We start from the raw sequence: 20,929 nt of genomic DNA, 5'->3' as shown, positions 1-20,929 counted from the left end.
TTACCCAATGTTAACCAGCATTCTCACCATCACCGATGTGCATTACCGCCATCAGTTTCCATTTGCCTTTTTTTACTACGATCGGTAATCCGCGTCGCAAAAAATGCAGCTGCAGCGGAGAGACCAGTGCTTTAGCGCAAAAGCGGTTGGGTAATGAGTCAAGATAGAAAAAGAGATCGACGAACCGGGCATTTTCATAAAAGGTATCGGTCTCTTCCCAGGATTCAATCTGCGTAGCGTAAAGCTCACCGGCCCAACGATGACGCGTAAGGTAGATAGTACCAGCGAGGATGCTGGTCGACCTGCCTTTAGTACCAAAACAGATCCACCAGCAAAAGAGCAGTGTGACGGTAAAACTCAGCAGGATACTTATCCACTCAACAGGTTTGAGGGAGGCGAAAAAATGCTGCATACCCATTAGTCTTGTTCCCTCAGTTTGTGCAATTACCCATCACGACAAATTTCGTCGGCTCCTCTTCTAAATAGCGTATTGTCACCACCTTTCCAGGCTTGAACTCCTCAAGATGAAGCATACGAACGAAAAGCTCGCGCTGTGTGATCCTCTGCTGGTTGCCAGCGGTAAACTGAAAAGTGAGGTTTAAATGCAATACTCCTTCGATGCTCTGGTTTTTGTTCTGTTCAGCATGGGTGATTAGCGCAGTGGTCTCCTTACCTCTATTTTTGATCATTTCTTCTTCGCGCCCGCTGACCACAGAGTTGCGTACGCCAATAAAGATGATCACGACGGAAAATATCACAAAGCAAATCAGTATCCAGAATGCTATCGTTGCCATGACTCCCCACTCAAATTGAGATCTTATATTCCGCAAAGGTCGGAAGAAGCTGCTGGAATATTAAGTTATGCTACCCATCACAAACCGCAGCTTTATCAAAAGATGCCGTTAATTTCTTACATCGCCCATCACTACAATGTTGGTAGGATCATCCCTCATGTAGCGAATAGTGATTTCATGGCCTCTCTTATAACTGTCAGCATTAAAAGTGTTTACGATGATATCTTTCCCTGTAGCTATCCGCTTACCCTCAGCATCAAACTCTACTTTCACATGCAGTACCAAAACACCTTCAACTTTTTGGTTATCGTGCTGCTGCGCATGAGTAATCCGGGCAGTAGTCTCCTTTCCTGACTTTTTAATGCGATCATGCGCCCGCCCGGCAAGGATAGAGTTACGTACGCCAATAAACACAATGGTGATGACGCAGCAGCAGATAATGACATTTAACCCCAATGCAGTATTCGCAAGCATCTCCTGTACCCTTTGTTGTATCCCTTTATCTCGCCATATTGCGGGTTAGCTACGTGTGATGAGCCGAAGCATCATTGTGCGCAGTACCAATCTGCATAACAGCGATGGCGTTTCAGAAAAGCCTGCGCGGTGTGAAAACTGTTTGAGGAATTCCTAAAACCCAGGAAAATTCATACCACAAAAAGGATTGGTCCATCGATACCGAAAATCATGCACGCGAATTCAAGAGCGGACATACTGGCAAAGAAATCCCGCAAGTTCTTATCGTCCTCATCACGCGACCTGTCAGTTTCCAGAAGCGATATCCCAGCCTGTAAAAGGGTTACCTGTGTTCGGCCTCTGCATGATTTAAGCGTCTTAATTCGCTCTACCTTAACACTCTGACAAAGGCTGTTTCGCTCAATGGCTACGCTTTTGAGAATCTTCTGGCTGCCAAATCTGGTAGTTCACCGCCAGCCGAAACTGGCGGTGAGGGAGGCAGGTTTAACGGAAGGGAGGTTCGTTAAAGGTGCGCAGCTTACGGGAATGAAGACGATCGCCCTCGGCGCGCAGCAGGTCGATGGCGCGAATACCGATTTGCAGATGCTCGGAAATCGCTCCTTCATAGAAGCGGTTCGCCTGGCCTGGCAACTTAATCTCGCCGTGCAACGGCTTATCCGAGACGCAGAGCAGCGTACCGTAGGGTACACGGAAGCGATAACCCTGCGCGGCGATGGTGGCGCTCTCCATATCAATCGCCACCGCACGGCTGAGGTTAAAGCGTAGCGCGGAAGCAGAGTAGCGCAGCTCCCAGTTGCGATCGTCGGTAGTAACCACCGTACCGGTGCGCAGGCGCTGTTTCACCTCTTCGCCAGGCATCTCGCTCACCGCTTTGGTGGCGTCATACAGCGCGCGCTGCACTTCGGCGATGCTTGGAATCGGGATATCCGGCGGCAGCACTGCATCAAGGACATGATCATCACGCAGGTAGGCGTGCGCCAGCACATAATCGCCAATCTGCTGGCTCTCGCGCAGGCCGCCGCAGTGACCAATCATCAGCCAGACATCCGGGCGCAGCACCGCCAGGTGATCGCAAATGGTTTTTGCATTCGACGGGCCAACGCCAATATTGATAAGCGTAATGCCCTGACCGTCCGCCGTGACTAAGTGCCAGGCAGGCATTTGGTGTTTTTTCCACGCCAGATCGGAGATCGCCTGCTCTGGCGCTTCGGTGTTCGCGGTGATCCAGTGGCCGCCCGCGCAGGAGAGGGCGATATAGGGGCTATCGGGATCGAGGATCTGGCTGCAACCCCAGCGCACAAACTCATCCACATAGCGGGTGTAGTTGGTAAACAGCACAAACGGCTGGAAGTGCTCGACCGGCGTACCGGTGTAGTGGCGCAGGCGCGCCAGCGAAAAGTCAACGCGGCGGGCGTCGAAGTGCGACAGGGGGTAGAGCTCGGTCGGGTGGAACAGGCCATCTGCCGTCTCATCGCCAATTTGCGCCAGTTCAGTGGTCGGGAAAAAGCGCGTCAGGCCGGCGCTCATTGAGCGATCCAGCGTCAGCTCTGAACCGTCTATCACATAAGGATAAGGGATCTCGTGGGCCGACAGGCCAACCTCGATCTGTGCGCCATAATCCTGGCACAGCAGCGTGAGCTGCTCGATAAGATAGGCGCGAAACAGCGACGGGCGGGTAATGGTGGTGGAGTAGCGGCCTGCGTGGGTAAAGCGTGCATAGGCGCGGGTTTTCGACGGCTTGCTCGCACTGCCGTTCCAGCTCACTGACAGCTGGGGGTAGACGAACAACCCCTTTTCACGCGCCTCTGCGTTTGGAAGCTCACCTTTCTCAATATAGACACCAATCGCCTCGCGAAGGGCATTGACGGAGCGGTCATACAGCGCTTCCAGCTGATCCAGCGCCTGTTCCGGGGTCAGATTTGCACCCTCGTTGGTCATTTTTATCTCCTTATCTGCGTTACGGCTCTACCGATAATATGTCACGACTTTGTGAAACGAAAGTTGCCGACCAGTGATTCGGAAGAAACGGGGGGAGAAAAGATCCGGCGCGCCAGCGCACGCCGGAAGCGGCTTACGCGTGGATGTTGACCAGCGTACGGCCCTGAATATTGTTGTTGAGGAACTCGGCGGCAGTGGCAGGCACCTGTTCGAGCGCGATCTCTGTTGCGGCCTGCTGGTAATAGCTCTCCGGCAGCGTGCTCGCCAGCTTCTCCCAGACGGCGCTGCGCTTTTCAGCAGGCACCATCACCGAGTCAACGCCCTGCAAACGCACATTGCGCAGAATAAAGGGCATTACGCTGGTGGGGAGATCGAAACCGCCCGCCAGGCCGCAGGCCGCCACGCAGCCGCCATAGTTGGTCTGCGCCAGCACTTTCGCCAGCACCTTGCTGCCAACCGTATCGATTGCGCCTGCCCAGAGCTGCTTCTCCAGCGGGCGCGTCTTGTCAAACTCACTTCTTGGCAGGATCTGATCCGCACCCAACTGGCGCAGAAACGCATGGGTTGATTCGCGACCCGTCACCGCCGCCACGCCGTAGCCGAGCGCTTTCAGCAGAACCACCGCCGTGCTGCCGACGCCACCGCTGGCACCGGTAACCAGCACCGTGCCATCCTGCGGTTTCACGCCCGCCTCTTGCAGCGCGTTAACACAGAGCATAGCGGTAAAACCGGCGGTGCCGATGATCATTGCATTGCGCGCGCTCAGGCTCTGCGGCAGCGGCACCAGCCAGTCGCCCTTCACGCAGGCCTGGGTTGCCAGGCCGCCCCAGTGATTCTCTCCCACACCCCAGCCGGTGAGGATCACCGCCTGGCCCGGTGTGTAACGCGCATCGCGGCTCTCACTGACGCGACCGGTGAAATCGATGCCCGGCACCATCGGGAACTGGCGTACGATTTTGCCTGTGCCGGTGATCGCCAGCGCATCTTTGTAGTTGAGGCAGGACCAGTCGATATCGACTTTCACCTCGCCCTCTGCAAGGTCGGGCAGGGCGATCTCTTGCACCGCGGCGAGGGTCTGTTTCTCATGTTGTTCCAGAACTAATGCTTTCATAACTGCGTTTTCCTCGTCATGAGGGGTGGGTTTCGGCGTAATGCCGGCTCTGCAGGTGTTATTTGAATTTGTTTTCGGAAGAAGGCCCAGAAGTGATCGAGCGGCTCTGCGCTGCGAAAGAGTTTGGCGCGCATCACCGCACCCTCCCAGCCGGACCAGAAGAGGCTGGCCAGCGCCTCGGATGACGCCTGTTGCGGCAGCTCGCCGCAGTCTTGCGCTTCGGCCAGGCAGGCTGCGACACGGCACTCCCAGTCGTTCAGAATAGATTTCAGTTGCGCTGGAAATGCATCGGGCAACAGCGGCGTCTCCTGCAACAGGTTGCCGACCAGGCATCCGCGGCGGAAATCATACTTCGCCATCCCTTCACCTGCGTGATGCACAAAGGCGTCCAGTCGCTGTAAGGGCGTAAGTGACATATTGAGCAGAAACGTATCAAGCTTATGGGCGAAGAAGGCCCCGTAGGCATCAAGCACCGCCATACCGAACGCCTCTTTGCTCTTAAAACAGTGGTAAAACGAACCCTTAGGTACAGCGATATTTTTGATCACCGCCTCGATTCCTGCGGAGAGATAGCCGCTCTCCGTCAGCACCTCAAGGCCCGAGCGGATCAGCGCCTGGCGGGTGTCGGTAAAGTCGCGTGATTTTTGCGGCGGGCGGCCACGACGCGGCTTTTGCGTCAATATGCTATCGCCATCCATAATTTAGACCGATTGGTTTTAATGGGTTTAAGGCTACGCTGGACGGGGAGAGGAGGCAAGCGAGGCGGAAAGAAAAATGCCCGCGCAGGGCGGGCAAACCAGTCAGGCAGTCGTATTAATGTTACGACCGATAGCCGGATTAGAAGGCAACTGCGGGATCTGTTTGATCAGATCCGTTGCAATAGTTTGTTGCGAATCCAGCGCCTTTTTCAGCACCAGGGTGTTCACCTGGTTATCGAGCTGATAAGAATCAAGGCTGCTGGCTAATGATGCGATCTGAATTGGATCCATGTCGATCATCCTTTTGTTGTCGAGCAACATCGCTCAGCACGGCGAAATTAACGCCGCACTCTGTTATCGGCAAACGGGCGCAAACCTTTACGCGAAGCCTGCTTGCTACACCGCCTTCGCGACGGCTGCCCACTGCACAGGGAAATCCACCGAGCGCAGCCCCGGCTCAACCGCGACCCGTGCTATCGAGACGAGAGCGTTGATAATAAAAGGATCGCGCTGGAGATAAGCCTCAATCTGCTTCTCATCCTGCGCCTGCATAAGGATAAAACCACCGGAATGGTCGCTGAGCGGACCCGCGACAATCACCATCCCTTGCTGAAGCCCTTCCACCAGCCACGTTTTATGCCCCTCGCGCCACGGCTCCAGCCGCTCAGGGGAGGTAATCCAGCTTAATGTCACTGCGTATAACATTTGCGGCTCCTTACAGGTTAATGACATCGGCCACCGAGGCGATGGCATGCTGAATTTCACGCTCTTTCACCGCCTCACCTTTCGAGATCCCCTCCGCGCGCACAAACGCGACATTTGTGATGCCGAGGAAACCAAAAAAGGCATTGAGATAACGCTCCTGGAAATCCATCCCCCCTAGCGGCGTATCGTGGTAAAAGCCGCCGCGCGAAGAGGCGATAATCACCCGCTTATCCCCGGCAAGTCCAACGGGCCCCTGCGCGGTGTAGCTGAAGGTTTTGCCCGGCTGGGCAAGGCGATCCAGCCACGCTTTCAGCTGGCTCGGAATTGAAAAGTTGTACATCGGCGCACCGATAACAATCAGATCGCTTGCCAGAAACTCTGCGACCAGCGCCTCGGAAAGACGGTGCTCAACGGCCACATTGGCCGCGAGATCGCGCTCTGCTACCGGCCGGAACCCAGCGGCGATAGGCGCAGTCAGATGGCGTATCTCGTCATCAACAACATCACGATAAACCACCTCGTCATAGCGCCCGCTTTGCATCAGCCGGTCGACAATCTCCCGGGAGAGCAGGCGCGAGACGGAGTGCGTGTGATTAAAGCTCGAATCAATGTGCAGGATATTCATAACCAATAGCCTCTGGTTCAGGGAAGAGTGCGGGCAGCCCGATCGATAAACTCAGCCACGCGATCGGCATGGGAGATCATCGACAGATGACTGGAGTAGAGTGAAACGTGCGTCGCGCCGATCGCTTTTGCCATTGCACTCTGTACGGTTGGGTTGAGGGCGGCGTCATTTTCGGTCACCAGATACCATGACGGTTTATCGTGCCAGGCAGCATGGGTGAGGGTGTCGGTAAAGGCTTGTGCGGCAATCGGCTGCTGTGCGGCGGCAAGCAGCTGCGCCCGCTGGCGGGAGAGGTCGTTCGCCATCACCTTATGAAACAGCACAGAGTCATCAAGCCAGATCAACCCGTGCTCATCGGCGGACAGGCCCGTCATCGGCGCGTGTAAACGCGTCAGCAGGTCGGCGACAGACTCGTGGCTGTCCGGCACCAGCGCCGAGAGATAGACCAGCCCTTTGACGCGCGGATCGTTACCCGCCTCGCTGATCACCGCGCCCGCCCACGAGTGACCGACCAGCAAAACAGGGCCATGCTGGCGGGCAATAACTGCGCGGGTGGCGTTAACATCATCCTGCAGGGAGGTAAGAGGATTTTGTACGGCCGTCACGTGATAGCCCATCGCCTGCAGCCTTACTATCACTGCCGACCAGCTTGAACCATCCGTAAACGCGCCGTGGACCAGAACGATATCAGGCATAGTCTGTTCCTTTGCCTGGGTGGCAAAAACGGTCAGCAGCAGCAGGGTGAAAACCCGCACGGTTAACAGCATGAAGTTGCGCCACATTGCCAGGCTTTAATCAATGGAGGAGAAGTTGGGAGAAGTGTGAAAGAATCCGCGGCGGGCGAGTAGTGTCTTATTTGACATCTATAATGCAAAATCGGACAGAGTGATAAGGTGACGTATGCGCGTAGTACTTTTGGCATTACCCGGTAGTATGCGTTCAGCACTGGCGGGGTTAACGGATATGTTCTGGTTAGCCAACCAGGTTATCGAACAAAATCATCACGCCACGGCGCGTTTTGAAACGCAGATCGTGACGGCCGGGGGGAAATCCGTGCCGGATGCGCAGGGGCGAATGATCGAGAGCGACGGCGCGTTTGAGGGATGCCCGGATCTGATTATCGCCAGCGGCATGAAGCTTAATGAGGATAAGCACCCCATTGACGCAGAGGCGGTTGCGCAGGCCGCGCAGTGGGTAAAAGGCTGCCATGCGAAGGGAAGCGTGGTGGCGGGTGCCTGTGCGGGCGGCTTTGTGCTTGGCGAGGCGGGGTTGCTGACCGACAGGATCTGCACCACGACATGGTGGCTGTTCCATACGTTTCGCGAACGCTACCCACGGGCAAAACCGGTGTGGGGAAAAGCACTGGCCGAGGATCGCAATGTCATCACCACTGGCGGGCCGCTATCGTGGGTGGATCTCACGCTGCATATTGTCGCTAACCACGCCGGTAAAGAGATTGCCCGTCTGATGGCGGATATGGCCGTTGCCGACAGCCAGCCGCTCTCCCAGCAGCTCTATGCGCCAAAAGGCTTTCTTAATTCTGTCGACCCGCTATTAACCAAAGCCGAGCATCTGGTGCGCTACCAGAACCCGGCAATCACCGTTGAGCAACTTGCCGCCGCGCTCAATATGACGCCGCGCACACTGCACCGGAAAATGCGCGATCTGCTGCAGGAGAGCCCAAAAAGTTTTATCACCCGGGTGCGGATTGAGAGCGCGATTACGCTGCTTGAGATGCCTGGCAATAGTGTTAGCCAGGTGGCTTTTGCCTGCGGATATCAGGATGAGACGGTATTCCGACGGGCGTTTAGCGCGGTGACCGGTATGTCCCCGGCGCGCTATAAAGCGTGGAGCCGAAGCAGACAGCGCGCGCCGACGGAGCAGGGCGGATGACGCTGAAAAGCAAAAAGCCCGCTTAAAAGCGGGCTTTTCTAAATTTGGCTCCTCTGACTGGGATCGCCTTTGCCAATAACTGGCTAATAAGTAAGCTAAACCTGAATTCCTTTTCTGTCAAGACCACCAGAATGACCCCCTCTAAGAAATGTATGCACTTGTAAGAAGAAGCAATGCCCATTGGGGGATAAGGTACAATCGGTACTCTGCCGGTGCATTATGTTTTAATGATCTGTTACCGTCCTGCATTGCCACAGACAGCTAGCTGATGAAGATATCCACTGCTTGTCTAGAGAAAACTCCAATGCAGTCCATCAGATATACGCAAATTTTTAATCAGGCTGTGAAAAGTGAAATTGATATCCTGAAGGATTTCGGAGAAATCCGAATCAGGGTATAGTAATCTCTGAGCATTAATTAGTAATTGTGTTATGTGGCTTTAACTCATTGATAATAGTGAATAATGTTTTTCAGTATGTTGATAAAAATGCAACTTGATTGAAATTTTTCATAAGGATTCGCTTATGGTTAGGGGATTGTTACTAGTTGGAATTATTTTAATGGCAATTATTTTAATGGGGTGCTTCTCTTTTTTACCGGCCTCACAATGGTGGTTTATCAAAAATATCATATCAAATTTTGATTTTGTAAAAGCGCTCCTTTCAATTCTAATATTATCATTGATTACTATATTTTTGTTTTTCGGTATTTTAGAGAGAAAATATTCATTAAAGTTAGAAAAATTAACTTTCGGTGGGTTAAATATTTTATTTGATAGTTCTGACTTGCTATATAAAAGATCTGTTCGCAATTTCCTTGATACTAAAAGAAGTGTGTTCAAAATTGATCCACATTCTGACTCACTTGAGGAGGTTTTTAACTCTTTATATGATATCTATAATTTCATTCGTGTTGAAATAAGAGTGCTGGATGTTAAGCGGAAAAGAGATATGGAGTTGTATCGTATATCTAATAAAATGCTAAAAAAACTGAATCAATTGCTTACCAAACATCAGAATAATTACAGGCGTTGGCATAAGTACATCTCAACAAACGATATTGTATTGACGAGGGATAAGGATTCTAACGGTGAAAATGTTTCTTTAATTTATCATTTAACACCAATTGGAATAATCCAGACTCATTACTATCATTTCAGCCAATTGATGGCTGATTTTGAATGCATTAATAAATTTTTCTGTGAGGAAGTTAGTGCTATTTTTAACATCGATATTGCTAAGTGGGAGGAGTAATGCATAAAACTTTTCTGAGTTATCATCATGCAAACGAACAAGATTTGAAGGACGGAATCATTGAAGCATTTGGTGGTGCGTCATTTATTGATAAGTCCGTAAGTGACGGGGATATGAGCAGTAATGTCAGTGAAGATTACATTATGCGGAAAATTCGGGAGGACTATCTTGGTGACTCTACCGTAACAGTAGTACTCATAGGTACAGAAACTGCCAACAGACCTTTCATTAACTCAGAAATTCAAGCATCTTTATGGGGGGCGAATCCTGCTGGATTAATCGGTGTAATTAGAGATGAAATATATTCGAGCGTATTTAGCTCTGGTGTATGTAGTGATGTTTTTTGCAATTGCGGCATTGGAATTAGAACCATTGATTGGGGTTATGAACATTATCTCCCTTGGTTAATTAAAAAAAATCATAGCTTTTCAAAAGTCGTTCCGCACTATGAGGATATGGATGTTTATTGCTCACTAGTTAAGTATTCAGATTTTATAGGGAATAATGAATTTTATATTAACCAGGCATTTGATAAAAGAAATGTTATGGAACCAGCAGCAAAGAAAAATCCCGCGGATGTTCCTGCTATAAGAACTAATTTACTATGGTGATTAGATTGTTTTTACGCTAAGATAAATTTAAGGGATCAGATATGTATAATAGCGAAATAATTAAAAGAAAGGTTTTTTAAGTTACCACCATGATGGTGACCAATATTACTATAATGAATTCTCAAAAAAATTTCATGACGAATATGAGGCTGTAACGGATAATTCCCTTGATCGTCGAGTTGATAGTGAGGATATTGACTATGTCATGCGACGTATTCGTGAGTATTATATCACAGGGACTTCATGTTCTATTGTCTTGGTCGGTAATGAATCATGGGGGAGGAAATATATTGACTGGGAAATTAAAGCGACGCTTGATAAACAACATGGACTTATTGGTGTCCAGTTACCAACATTGTTATCAAATTCTTCTGGACGAGTGAATGTGCCCGCCCGACTCAGTGATAATATTGATTCTGGATATGCACTGTGGGTAAGTTGGGCTAATTTTACAGCTAACATTTCGTCGTGTAGGGGATATATCGAACAAGCCAATTGCCGTAGTAATACTCTGATAAGAAACACTCGTGAACGCCGCTTAAGGAATGCATAATATGCTTGAGACGAATTTAGCAAAACCATTTCTTGTTGTTTATATCATTTGGCACCCGGATTTCGCCGGTGGTGCTGGACTGGCTGAAATATTGCGGGGACACTTTCGTCGGGAACTCTATCAGAACGTTGCTGGAGGAACCGGTTTAAGTGTTATTTTTCGTTCTGAGCCTCTACCTGAAACGGGGAAGCCGTTGCCGATCAATTTTTCAGAATCAGAGACCACCGCAGTACTTATACTTGCAGAATCATGTATGGCAAATGATCCTGAATGGGGGACTTACCTTCGGGAGCTATCCACGCAGTCGGAAATAGCTGGACTGGGTACACATCTTTTCCCCATTGCTATTGAAGGAGAAGGATTAAATCTTGGACTGGAAGAGCAGGCATTGCGCTGGGACCAATGGATACAGGATGGGAGTAACAATACTGCAAATCTTCATATACGATTGATTAGTGAGCTTACATACGAATTTTGCAGGATGCTGCGTCATTACCTGGAACATCTGAAACAACCAGAAAAAGATGAAGATGATTTGCTTAATTATCTCAAGAAAGTTCAGATATTCCTTAGCCATTCTAAACATGATGAAGATGGAGAGCGGATTGCTCGTTTGATACGTGAGCAATTACATAGTGGACATGGGTTAAGTTCATTCTTTGATGTCCATGATATCCCTGCTGGGCTTCGGTTTCATCAGGTGCTATTGAAACAGCTGGCGCAAAGCGCAGTTGTTGCCATACATACCGACTCTTATTCCTCGCGTGAATGGTGTCGCAGAGAGATTATAGAAGCTAAACGTAATAGTGTACCTTTAGTTGTTGCCAACTGTATTAGCGAATTGGATGAAAGGGGATTTCCTTATATGGGAAATGTCCCCATAGTGAGAATGGATCCCCAGCAGGCTGAACGAATTAATATCATTATTGCACGCCTGCTTGATGAGGTTCTGAAAGATTTTCTGTGGCGTTGTCGTATACAATTGGTTAATACTAAACAAAGTGCAGTGCAGTTTGTTCCACGTGCGCCAGAGTTAATTTCACTTGCTGGTTTAAAGTTCCCCGGTATTGGGCAACCTACAATTGTATATCCTGACCCACCCTTAAGTTCGGAAGAAGAGCGATTATTTGAAGAAGTTAAACCCGGTATCAGGCTTAGAAGTTTTACCGAATGGCTGGCAGAGGGAACATCATGACTTATCGTGAAATGCTTAGTCAGCATATTATTGCAATATCTACATCAGATAGCCCAGATATGCCTGTATTGGGGTTAAGTAAACAGCATTTATATGACGCGATGACAGAAATTGCGCGTCATTTATTAGCCTTGGGAGCCCGGATTGTTTATGGCGGAGATCTACGTGCTAATGGTTTTACTGAACTGTTATTTGAGTTAGTAGCACGCCATAGAAGAGATGCCGATGAGGGGGATGAACGTTCCAGTATATTGAACTATCTTGCATGGCCGGTGCATATGCAAAAAGATGCCAGTGGCTTGGAAAGGCTAAGTGCGGACCTGAAAGGAATGGCAAGACTTGTTTTGTTCAATCGGGATGGCGAGCCGTTGCCAATGGCAGAACGAGCCCATTACATAGCAACTATTCCTTCTGATGAAGATTGGGCAATAGGTTTGACAGCAATGCGACATGCTATGTTACAAGACACACATGCCCGTATTATTCTTGGCGGGCAGGTTGATAAGTATAAAGGGGCAATGCCCGGTATAGCAGAAGAGGCTGTATTATCACTTCGTGCTAAACAACCCCTTTTTATTATGGGAGGCTTTGGTGGATGTGCAAAAGATATCACGGAGGCTCTGAATATTGTGGAATCTGACGGAATGCAGCAACGCAACTGGAGAGGGCGGGAAGAATTTGCCGGTTTTTCTTACAAGGATCTGAACAATGGACTTACTGAGTTGGAAAATGTTGTGCTAGCACAGACTCCTCATGTAGATCAGGCTATCGCTATGATTTTGAGAGGGCTTTTTAGATTAGTAAAACGTGGCTGAAAAAAATCTATCGTCCATTTTATGTATCAGCTTAGACTTAATTTGGAACTCTAATGGCGCAGAACTAAATCTAATCTTACAGACAGTTCTGTGCCGAGAGCGGACGTGTCTATCAGAACGGCTTGCACTATTGTTCGGATATATCAAACCCTCAATTAATCTTCCGACTTTTTCTGTAGTCTTCTGCCATTTTTTTTTGTGCAATCAAGATTTTTCTTTCCTTTTCAGGAAAGAAACTATAATCTAAAAAGTTATCAATTCTTTCTTTAGTGCAAATTCTAATGATGTCAGGTGTGTAATATTCATATATAGGATCGAAATCTCCGTTGACCTTCATCATTATTTCAGCATCTAGTATTCTACGATCTAACTCATTCAAACTTAAATTCAACCAATGCATTAACTCATGAAAACTGTTAATTGGATCTATTTGTTTCCCTGTGTAGTGAGAAACATCAAATGGATAGGTAATCTCTTCATCGATAATTAAGTCGGTAACAATAATGAGAATTACAGCGCATGAAAGGATTTCTCTATCATCAAACATTTCATATCTAAGTTCATATTTTATCCTTGTTTTCTTTGTATGCCCCCAGTATCTAGTGCTAGTTAAAATAGCACGATTCAAAAAAGATTTTAATATATTAGATTGCACAAGATGGTTTGTTTTTTTCTTAAATTCGTCAAGTGTATACAAACTTATATTTGTATGCTTCGTGGCTTCTATTGCACCTGATTGAAAACTTTTTTTGAAATGATGAAACCTCTATCGGCACCGGTATTTTGAAGCACTGTAAAAAAAGCATGAACAATTTCTTTTGTGACATTACTATTCCAATACTTAGCCTCTACGAACCATTTGAAATCAGTCCCAAGATATTTGGATTCCACTACCACATCTATATTCGAAATTCCTCTTACACCTTCTACTGTAACATTCGTCTTAGCGTTGGCACCTAAATTTTTAAAATGTTCACAAATCTCTTCTTGGAAATTATACCAATCTGTATCGATATTTTTCTTATGGTTGCTCATTTAAACTTCCTCTTAATGTCTGGTGCATAGTGGGCATGATAGAAGAATGATATCTGTCGAATATTCTGGCGATGTCATACAAGGAATCATCATGCTTATATCTGTCCCAGATAATCGCTTTCTGTTCTGGCTTGTAGTTAATAGACGTTCTTCGTTTCATGGTAACACCCCCCTTGATTAAGGATGGCATTGCATCGATACGTTGAACTCACAGCTCAAAACTGACGATCAGATTTGATTGTACGCTGCCAGAGAAAACAGTCAGTTCAATTTTGAGCTAATAAATTTTATATCTAACAATTTGTTAAATCAGGCAGGTATTACTTACATAAATAAACCGTTTCTCTTACTGATTTATACACCACACTCAATCGAATGTCTTTTTACTGGACATAACGGTGGAAGCTTTGGGTTTTATTTTTTTTAGAATATTTAATGATGTCTGAGGTACTATTTAACGCCTATCTAAAGAATATAACAGCAAGCTATTTCATGAGTTTTTGACTAGACTCCCTCCGGGAGAGTAACAGCGATGGTTGAAAAAATGATAGACTAAAAATATATGGAACACAAAATATGTGCACCTATCAATAAAGCTCTCCAGTTCGCTGATCTACACGTTTATAGAAATCAGAAAAATTGCATGGGTCAGATATAACTGAATTTTTATCACTTCTAAAATCAAATTCAATTCTTTTTATAAGGTTAATGGCTGGTATTGTAGAATTTAAAGGAATCTTTTTATAGTTTCTAATTCTATGATATTCAAGGGAGTCTAAGTCTACTTCAATCGCTTTATTACCGAAATAATAAAAATGATCAGAAATCAACACGTTATTAGAACTAGTATCTCGTTCAAGATTTGTCATGTTAAATGAACCATCAGGATTGCTATGATGAGAATCTTCTTGTATCCATTCATTTTTTTCATTTTGATGGTAGATGTTATCGCCCAGAATTTGTACATGACTACCATTTCTAGCAGGCTTTTTGATAGAAAATCTGGTATCCTCCCAATAAGCATTGAAACTAATTTTTTCTGAAACTTTCATTAATAGGATACATTTTTTTTTAGCTGATTTTAAATTAGCTCCACCAACTCCGAGTATCCAATCACCCACTTTAGCAGACTTTCTAATTCCAGGTTTGCATGTTGCCAAGGTACAACTTCCATGAAATGGATTGGGTGCAAAACCAAAGTCTCTCGTTATTGCATAGACATAAAGGTGAGAGTTAGGCTCAATTAGCATACGACATTCCCACCTTGAACTTTATCACGATCCGTACCATCAGGTTTTTCAAATGAAGTTTTACCTTCTAGTGCGTTGATAATGGCGTCACTTCTCCAGGCCACTATAGAGGTTGCATACTTTTCGAGATTCTCTGGTAGTTTTACATCGCCTTTTAAACCATTTTCATATACACCTATGATTGGTTTTCCAAGTTGATGAGCTACTTGAATTTCCCAGTTTACCCAAGGTCTGGTATGCGTTTCTTTCCCGATAACAACTATAACTTGACTAGCCCACCTCATTTTCATTCTAAGTAAACGTGCAATCGTTCTATCACTAAGTTTTTTTTCCTCAACTCGTTGCTGGTTTTCAGGTTTCATTCTGATAGAACTATTACGTAAATGATAACCTTTTGCTGCAGCTAAACGAGAAATCCCATCAACACTAGCGTCATCTTTATGATGATGGCTAACAAAAACATTTTTCTTAATTTCTTTAACCATTTTAAAATCCTTTGTAATTTGCTAATTATAAAATAATTCTATATTATTACTTTGATAATGATACTTTTGTTTCGGTCTTTTATTGTTAAATTTAGTTCGGCATCTTTTATCTATCTCGCATGCACCACTATTTTCCATATCCATTAAGGTGTAAACTCTTTCTTCTTTAGGCAGGAAATGGAATATTTCATCCATGTTCCAGTGTTCATTATATTTTTCCGCGATGTTGTTTTGGTTAATAGTGAACCAGAACAAACACTCTTCGCTATTCATTCCATCTCTATTAGAAAAAATCCAATTAATTCCTCTTTCACAACCAGGGCCTGAAATAACAAAATTCAACTCTGTAAACGGAAAATTGGCTAAGTATGTCAGATCTATGAAAATTTGATATGCTAGGAAATCCCCAATCCCTGAAAATGATTTTAAATGTTCAAAAACTTCAAGCTGATTTCTTGATGATTTTACACCATTAACGATTTTATCTTGGTTATAATAAACAAATTTAATCATTCTAATTACCATGTCATTTTCCGTTGTGCCCTCTATATTTTCTAAGTATTTCCCGAAATTAAACTTCGGACCTCCTAAAATATAGGCTGCACTAAAAAATACATAGCCTGGTTTTTTTGTGGATATATTGAGAGTCTTCTCCCTGATTTTTTCATTAATATCACGAATCGTCATATTTGTGAAATCAAAGGGCGCATCAATTTCCTTGAATGTATCGCTTTTATTTACCACTCTAAATAGAAATGAATTGAGTATTTTATTATCATAACTCAATTTATCATTGTTTGTTATATTTGTTAATAACCACTTGGTTTCTTTGTCCCATGTTCTTTTAGTATTTACAAATTTATAGTTTCTCAATATCTTGTCTTCTGTCCAATATGGCGGAAGGTTAAGTATCTCTTTCTTGTAATATATAGAGGTTCTCTCTCGTTGATGATAAAACCATTCCCTGATAACAGCTTCATTTAAGATGGGTTTAGCGGTTTTAATTTTCATTTCTCTGACATTACAAAAAAGTTGATCGTTTTTACTGTTCACTAAATAATACCCTTTCGAGAAAGTTTTTAAAACTATCAATTCCGTTCACACTATTGTTAAAATGATAGTCTGATTTTGTTTTGTTCTCATTTACATACTTGTCAATTTCGTATCTTTTATAATTATTATTTTCCCAGGTTCTATATGAACTATTGTGAATTGATTGTTCTTACACCATGCGAATTCTTCATTTGATCTTATGTCAGTAATTATTATGTTTTTATTCGCTCCTTCATTTTCCTCTAAAGCTTTCAACTCTTCTGATAGCATTCTAATAAATATTTTTTCTTCAATTTCCCTTAGTTTGTCTAAGCTCAGCCATATATCTCTTGGTGAATGGTTGATAAAGTCGCCTGTAGGTAAGGTTATATTGAGTGATAACGTTTTCTTTTCAGGGCTATAATCCTTTTCCATCCAAGGGTAAATATGATTGGCCAATTTTTTGAGTTGATCGCTAAATGATAATCTAACAAATTCATAGTTGGATATTAGATAATTAGCAAGAAAATCTTTTCCACTACCCGATATTCCCATGAATGCAATTTTCATAGGCGCTCCTTATTAGAATTATTGAAGTGATTGGAAGTTACGCTTAGATTGAAATCATCGCTTAACTTAGCTGTTAACACTATTGGTTGTTTAAACCTTTCCTGAAAAATATATGATAAAGCTGCTTCTGCATATCCCCAGAGTAAATTTCTTTCAGTTTCTACAAAATGTTCAATAAATATTTTTTTTTTTAGTTTTTCAGTTTCCTTCTCTATTGTGTCTATTTTATATGTATTTTCCGTTATTATTCTTTCAAGGAATAAGACTATATCACAGAATAATGATTTTATATTTGGTAGTGATGGAGGAAATGATATTTCATCATCGTTTATCAAATCTGTTATTTGTTCTTCTTTTCTTTTGTGTATTTCATTGGCTTGTTCTATTCTATCATCATATATATGAAGATTAGTTACTGAATGATGTAAGTATCCTAGTTTAATCTCGCTATCAACTTCCCTCTGTAACATTGAAAGTACTATCTCTTGAAGTAAACTAAACTCGAAAATGTTTATATTGCTTACTCCAAATATTAGATCGCCACTTCTTTGGACTATTTTAATATTTAAATTTTTGTCAGGAGTGATAAAGAAATGAATTAAGTTATTACAAGGTATATCGACACTATGTTCTATGTTGTATAACTTTATGAGGCTTTCACTTGTATCTCTGTCAGGCATGTATAGGCTAATGACCGCTCTTCTTGTAAATATTCCTTCGTTTTTGAATTGTTGCACGACATTTTCAAGTTGCCCGTGAGCGTATAGTCTTTCTCCATAAGCTGCTCGCCAAGTGACACCATCATCTGAGTATTTAGGCGCTCTTGGTAAAAAAAAAGTTAGATATGGTTTAATTCGGTTATCGCCTGCAAATACCCATATAGCTTCAGCAAATGTGGAGAATATGTTGTTTTTTCGACCCGCTAAACTTAAATGTCTTGATCTAGGGTTTCGCAAGATCATACTAACATCATAAATAGTTATAGCATCCCCATTCCTTGTCGAAACACGAACTCCTTCATTAAGCACTTTTTCCAAGAGTTTCATTATTACATCGTTAATAGTTTCTCCGTAAATGACGTGCATAAACAAAACCTCATGCTATTAAAAATATTTTTCTAGTTGATATAGTTTATTGGACCTAATCCAGAATTTGGTCCAGCCATAGTCTGGACTAACCGGATAGCACGTATCAATCTCTTGCTGCTAAGAACAGGCTCGAACGTGATAGCCAATTGGCTTCCAATGTAGAAAGTGAGACCTCGACCCACGCTACCGCCCTCAGTTGCCTAGGCACTGCACTTGTATGAATATTTACAAATGTTACTCATGTTATGGATTTGGTCAATCTGGCAATCAGATAATTACGAAACTTTAGACTTATTACTTAAGTGGGGGGGCGAGTCGCTAGCTAGTAAGACCGCCTCTTATATGTACTAGAAGCACAACTGTCGATGTTGGTTACTACCAAAACCATAGTCACACCTGCGTAGCAAGCTGGGGCCGCTCGCTACGCCCGGGTGCCCCGGTTACGGCGCTGTGGCCTGTTTCAAGAAATCTCTAACCCCGGATCCGGGTGGTGTTAGATAGACTCTATGCTGCGTTCAATACGTAGACAGCCCAGAACAGGTAGTGATTGATGCCGGAACGAGACAATTTAACAACAAACCGCCCCCAGTTAGCAGGACCGCCTCGTCCGGCAAGAAAGCATGCTAACACCTACATGAAGTTCCTGTCAGTGCCAGTCTCCGGCTCAACATCACCAAATCTGCTTTTCACCACTGCGGAGTAAGGGGTGCTATGCCCGGCTATGCAGGGGCAATTTTTTTCTCCTGTGTGCTTTCCGTTCCCCGTATTCGCTTCCGGTTAATCGTTTCCCAACACAACCCGTCCCGCAAGGGTAAATGGCACGCATTCTGCGCCCTTGCAGGACAGAACGATGCCGGGAAAGCGAACCGTCAGGCGATACGAAGACGAAAATCACACACTGACGGAGAAAAAACCATGACGAATACCCTGCATATCTCCCTGACAAGAGCCCCTAACGCCGCAGCGGCGACCAGCGTATCCCCGCTGGACCCGTCAGGCTCCTCAAAAACGAAATTTTCTAAAACCAGAACCGACATTTATCAGACCGTCACCGACAACATCATTGCAGCGCTGGAAGCCGGTGTTAAACCCTGGTCCTGCCCGTGGCAGCGTGTATCCGGCATGTCTGGATTGCCATCTAATTACGCCACCGGCGTAGCCTACAGTGGCATGAATATCATGTTGCTGTGGAGCAGTGCATCAAAACAGGGGTTCAGCGATTCACGCTGGTTGACCTATAAACAGGCGCAGATGGCAGGTGGACAGGTTCACACGCGTGAACGTGGCACCACAGCCATTTTCTACACCACGCTGGAGAAGGAAAACGACGCCGGAGAAATTGACCATATCCCGATGCTGAAAACTTTCACCGTATTTAACGTTCAGCAAATCGACGGCCTGCCCCTGACGACTGAAACTGTCAGTCCGGAAGCAACCTTTGACCCGTTGCCGCAGGCTGAGAATCTGTTACGGAAGAGTGGCGCAAACATCATTGAGAAAGGACAAAACGCCTTTTTCAACCCCTCAACTGATGAAGTCTGGCTACCTGAGCGCCATCTGTTTTCGGATGCGGTTAACTTTTACGCTACCAGCCTGCATGAGCTGGTTCACTGGAGTGGGGGTAAAAAACGCCTGAACCGTGAAATGAAAGGGAAGTTTGGCAGTGCGGGTTATGCAGAGGAAGAACTGGTGGCGGAGCTGGGAAGTGCTTTTCTGATGGCGGATCTGGGGATTGATGGAGAGGTACAGCATGAAAGCTATATTGCTTCCTGGCTGAAAGCGCTGAAAAACGACAAGCGCTTTATTTTCAAAGCGGCCAGCGCCTCCTCTAAAGCGCATCGTTATCTGATGGATAAACTCTGAGGCCGAAGCCGGACAACCGCAAGGGAATGCGGTTACATGGTTTTTAACCAGTAACGCTGCAAAGCGCAGACTGAGGCGGAACGCAGCACAGCTTGTACCGGACAGTCTGCGCCTCGCAGTGCAATAAAAAACTTCCGGCCTGGCGGTATCGCCGCCAGGCCGGTGAGGCCATCGTGATGGCCTGAGTAAAAACTTACGTATAATTGCCTAATGACAGGTGTTTCAGATCATCAAAGGTATAAACGCGAAACACCCGACGGTGGCGTTCTTCCAGCGGGACGTGCTGATGGTTGATGATGACGTGTCTGATGCTGTGAAATAGCAGCTCAAGTGCCCGTTTTTTCTGTGGGTCAGGCATGACATAAAAAACATAAATCCACTGTTTGCGGGTACGGGCCAGCAGGTGGCTGGCAATAATCGACTGGTAGCGGGTTCGGGTTTTGAGGCGGCGCTCGGTTTCAATGGCAATAACGTTTCCGTCAGGCAGGGTTAATAACCCGTCCGGGCGATGTTTCACCTGATACTGGCTGATAAAGGTGGCCCGGTCGCCGTTAATCCATCCCGAAGCGCCTTTCTTCTCCAGAATAAGCCTGGCGGCCTGATTATCAAGATGATGCTCCAGCGTCCAGCCGGTGATTTTTGATGGTTCAAACCTCGCGGGAAAGATTTTATCATCCGGAGTTAACACCACCGCCAGCCCGTCGCTGGTGATCCCCCATAATGAAATTTTCATTGTCCGTGATTCAAGCACATGCTTCTGGATTAACCCCATTTGCTCAGTTTTTGCCAACAACGAATAAAGCGATTTATGATCCCGGAAACCAAATAGCAGCATCAGCGTTTTGAAATCGCTGTAGGTTTCTTCTTTCAGGAAATTAAGCAGTTGTTCTATTTTCTTGCTGTTGCGCGTCTGGCGCTCGTGAAAGGATGAAATCAACATA

General features: G+C 45.6%; 24 protein-coding genes and 1 pseudogene. 6 read left to right on the top strand and 19 right to left on the bottom strand.

Going from position 1 to position 20,929, the window contains the following annotated elements:
• Positions 1-10: 10 nt before the first annotated feature.
• The 10 genes from HF650_RS15015 to HF650_RS14970 all read right to left on the bottom strand — a co-directional run bounded on the left by HF650_RS15015 (position 11) and on the right by HF650_RS14970 (position 7,127).
• Entirely contained in the window at positions 11-418 is a 408-nt protein-coding gene (locus tag HF650_RS15015) for a hypothetical protein (protein ID WP_187799318.1), read from the bottom strand.
• A gap of 13 nt (positions 419-431) precedes the next feature.
• Positions 432-794: a DUF3592 domain-containing protein gene (locus HF650_RS15010; RefSeq protein WP_187799317.1), complete on the bottom strand. Its 363-nt coding sequence runs from the start codon at positions 792-794 to the stop codon at positions 432-434.
• A gap of 108 nt (positions 795-902) precedes the next feature.
• Positions 903-1,268, bottom strand: coding sequence for a DUF3592 domain-containing protein (locus HF650_RS15005; RefSeq protein WP_187799316.1), 366 nt, complete (start codon positions 1,266-1,268; stop codon positions 903-905).
• Positions 1,269-1,751: 483 nt separating this feature from the next.
• Positions 1,752-3,206, bottom strand: a complete 1,455-nt coding sequence (locus tag HF650_RS15000; RefSeq protein ID WP_187799315.1) for an AMP nucleosidase — start codon at positions 3,204-3,206, stop codon at positions 1,752-1,754.
• A 133-nt stretch (positions 3,207-3,339) separates the two neighbouring features.
• Positions 3,340-4,317 (bottom strand): MDR family oxidoreductase, encoded by a 978-nt coding sequence (locus HF650_RS14995; RefSeq protein WP_187799314.1) that lies wholly within the window; start codon positions 4,315-4,317, stop codon positions 3,340-3,342.
• On the bottom strand, positions 4,314-5,015 hold the full coding sequence (locus HF650_RS14990) for a TetR/AcrR family transcriptional regulator (protein WP_187799313.1): 702 nt from the start codon (positions 5,013-5,015) through the stop codon (positions 4,314-4,316). The genes HF650_RS14995 and HF650_RS14990 overlap by 4 nt, the downstream gene beginning before the upstream one ends.
• A 102-nt stretch (positions 5,016-5,117) precedes the next feature.
• On the bottom strand, positions 5,118-5,306 hold the full coding sequence (locus HF650_RS14985; protein ID WP_187799312.1) for a YjfB family protein: 189 nt from the start codon (positions 5,304-5,306) through the stop codon (positions 5,118-5,120).
• A gap of 105 nt (positions 5,307-5,411) precedes the next feature.
• Positions 5,412-5,720 (bottom strand): YciI family protein, encoded by a 309-nt coding sequence (locus HF650_RS14980; RefSeq protein ID WP_187799311.1) that lies wholly within the window; start codon positions 5,718-5,720, stop codon positions 5,412-5,414.
• A gap of 10 nt (positions 5,721-5,730) precedes the next feature.
• Positions 5,731-6,345 (bottom strand): NAD(P)H-dependent oxidoreductase, encoded by a 615-nt coding sequence (locus HF650_RS14975; RefSeq protein ID WP_187799310.1) that lies wholly within the window; start codon positions 6,343-6,345, stop codon positions 5,731-5,733.
• A 17-nt stretch (positions 6,346-6,362) separates the two neighbouring features.
• A complete protein-coding gene (locus tag HF650_RS14970) occupies positions 6,363-7,127 on the bottom strand; it encodes an alpha/beta hydrolase (RefSeq protein ID WP_187799309.1) in 765 nt (254 codons plus the stop codon).
• 118 nt (positions 7,128-7,245) lie between these two features.
• Between HF650_RS14970 and HF650_RS14965 the strand changes: the two genes are divergently transcribed.
• The 5 genes from HF650_RS14965 to HF650_RS14940 all read left to right on the top strand — a co-directional run bounded on the left by HF650_RS14965 (position 7,246) and on the right by HF650_RS14940 (position 12,665).
• A complete protein-coding gene (locus HF650_RS14965; RefSeq protein ID WP_187799308.1) occupies positions 7,246-8,238 on the top strand; it encodes a helix-turn-helix domain-containing protein in 993 nt (330 codons plus the stop codon).
• Positions 8,239-8,762: 524 nt separating this feature from the next.
• Positions 8,763-9,491 carry a hypothetical protein gene (locus HF650_RS14960; protein WP_187799307.1) on the top strand — a complete coding sequence of 243 codons (729 nt, stop codon included), beginning with the start codon at positions 8,763-8,765 and terminating at the stop codon, positions 9,489-9,491.
• Complete coding sequence (locus HF650_RS14955) at positions 9,491-10,102, top strand: TIR domain-containing protein (RefSeq protein WP_065953648.1); 612 nt, start codon at positions 9,491-9,493, stop codon at positions 10,100-10,102. The genes HF650_RS14960 and HF650_RS14955 overlap by 1 nt, the downstream gene beginning before the upstream one ends.
• Positions 10,103-10,656: 554 nt before the next feature.
• Positions 10,657-11,850, top strand: coding sequence for a toll/interleukin-1 receptor domain-containing protein (locus HF650_RS14945; RefSeq protein WP_022065027.1), 1,194 nt, complete (start codon positions 10,657-10,659; stop codon positions 11,848-11,850).
• Complete coding sequence (locus HF650_RS14940; RefSeq protein WP_187799306.1) at positions 11,847-12,665, top strand: hypothetical protein; 819 nt, start codon at positions 11,847-11,849, stop codon at positions 12,663-12,665. The genes HF650_RS14945 and HF650_RS14940 overlap by 4 nt, the downstream gene beginning before the upstream one ends.
• 151 nt (positions 12,666-12,816) lie before the next feature.
• On the opposite strand, the gene HF650_RS14935 is transcribed toward HF650_RS14940, so the two are convergent.
• The 8 genes and pseudogenes from HF650_RS14935 to HF650_RS14900 form a co-directional block, all read right to left on the bottom strand.
• A complete protein-coding gene (locus HF650_RS14935) occupies positions 12,817-13,362 on the bottom strand; it encodes a hypothetical protein (protein ID WP_187799305.1) in 546 nt (181 codons plus the stop codon).
• A 26-nt stretch (positions 13,363-13,388) separates the two neighbouring features.
• The gene (locus HF650_RS14930; RefSeq protein WP_187799304.1) at positions 13,389-13,700 is read right to left on the bottom strand and encodes a restriction endonuclease; all 312 of its coding nucleotides are present in this window, start codon (positions 13,698-13,700) and stop codon (positions 13,389-13,391) included.
• Between the two features lie 16 nt (positions 13,701-13,716).
• Positions 13,717-13,860 (bottom strand): annotated as a pseudogene (locus tag HF650_RS14925) (IS30 family transposase); the annotation flags it as partial.
• A gap of 427 nt (positions 13,861-14,287) precedes the next feature.
• On the bottom strand, positions 14,288-14,950 hold the full coding sequence (locus HF650_RS14920; RefSeq protein ID WP_022065024.1) for a hypothetical protein: 663 nt from the start codon (positions 14,948-14,950) through the stop codon (positions 14,288-14,290).
• Positions 14,944-15,435: a TIR domain-containing protein gene (locus HF650_RS14915; RefSeq protein WP_022065023.1), complete on the bottom strand. Its 492-nt coding sequence runs from the start codon at positions 15,433-15,435 to the stop codon at positions 14,944-14,946. Before HF650_RS14915 ends, HF650_RS14920 begins: the two co-directional genes overlap by 7 nt.
• A 21-nt stretch (positions 15,436-15,456) precedes the next feature.
• A complete protein-coding gene (locus tag HF650_RS14910; protein WP_022065022.1) occupies positions 15,457-16,488 on the bottom strand; it encodes a nucleotide kinase domain-containing protein in 1,032 nt (343 codons plus the stop codon).
• Positions 16,489-16,578: 90 nt separating this feature from the next.
• The gene (locus HF650_RS14905) at positions 16,579-17,037 is read right to left on the bottom strand and encodes an adenylate kinase (protein ID WP_223284176.1); all 459 of its coding nucleotides are present in this window, start codon (positions 17,035-17,037) and stop codon (positions 16,579-16,581) included.
• Positions 17,034-18,083 (bottom strand): thymidylate synthase, encoded by a 1,050-nt coding sequence (locus HF650_RS14900; protein WP_223284175.1) that lies wholly within the window; start codon positions 18,081-18,083, stop codon positions 17,034-17,036. Before HF650_RS14900 ends, HF650_RS14905 begins: the two co-directional genes overlap by 4 nt.
• A gap of 957 nt (positions 18,084-19,040) precedes the next feature.
• On the opposite strand from HF650_RS14900, the gene HF650_RS14895 reads away from it, so the two are divergent.
• A complete protein-coding gene (locus HF650_RS14895) occupies positions 19,041-19,988 on the top strand; it encodes a zincin-like metallopeptidase domain-containing protein (RefSeq protein WP_045903283.1) in 948 nt (315 codons plus the stop codon).
• A 193-nt stretch (positions 19,989-20,181) separates the two neighbouring features.
• Here the strand turns inward: HF650_RS14895 and mobC are convergent, their stop codons facing one another.
• Positions 20,182-20,928, bottom strand: coding sequence for a MobC family replication-relaxation protein (gene mobC / locus HF650_RS14890; protein ID WP_022065100.1), 747 nt, complete (start codon positions 20,926-20,928; stop codon positions 20,182-20,184).
• Between the last annotated feature and the right edge of the window lies 1 nt (position 20,929).

Source organism: Kosakonia sp. SMBL-WEM22 (assembly GCF_014490785.1).
Taxonomy (GTDB): domain Bacteria; phylum Pseudomonadota; class Gammaproteobacteria; order Enterobacterales; family Enterobacteriaceae; genus Kosakonia.
The sequence above is the reverse complement of the archived record's forward strand: the minus strand, read 5'-3'. Positions and strand labels throughout refer to the sequence as shown.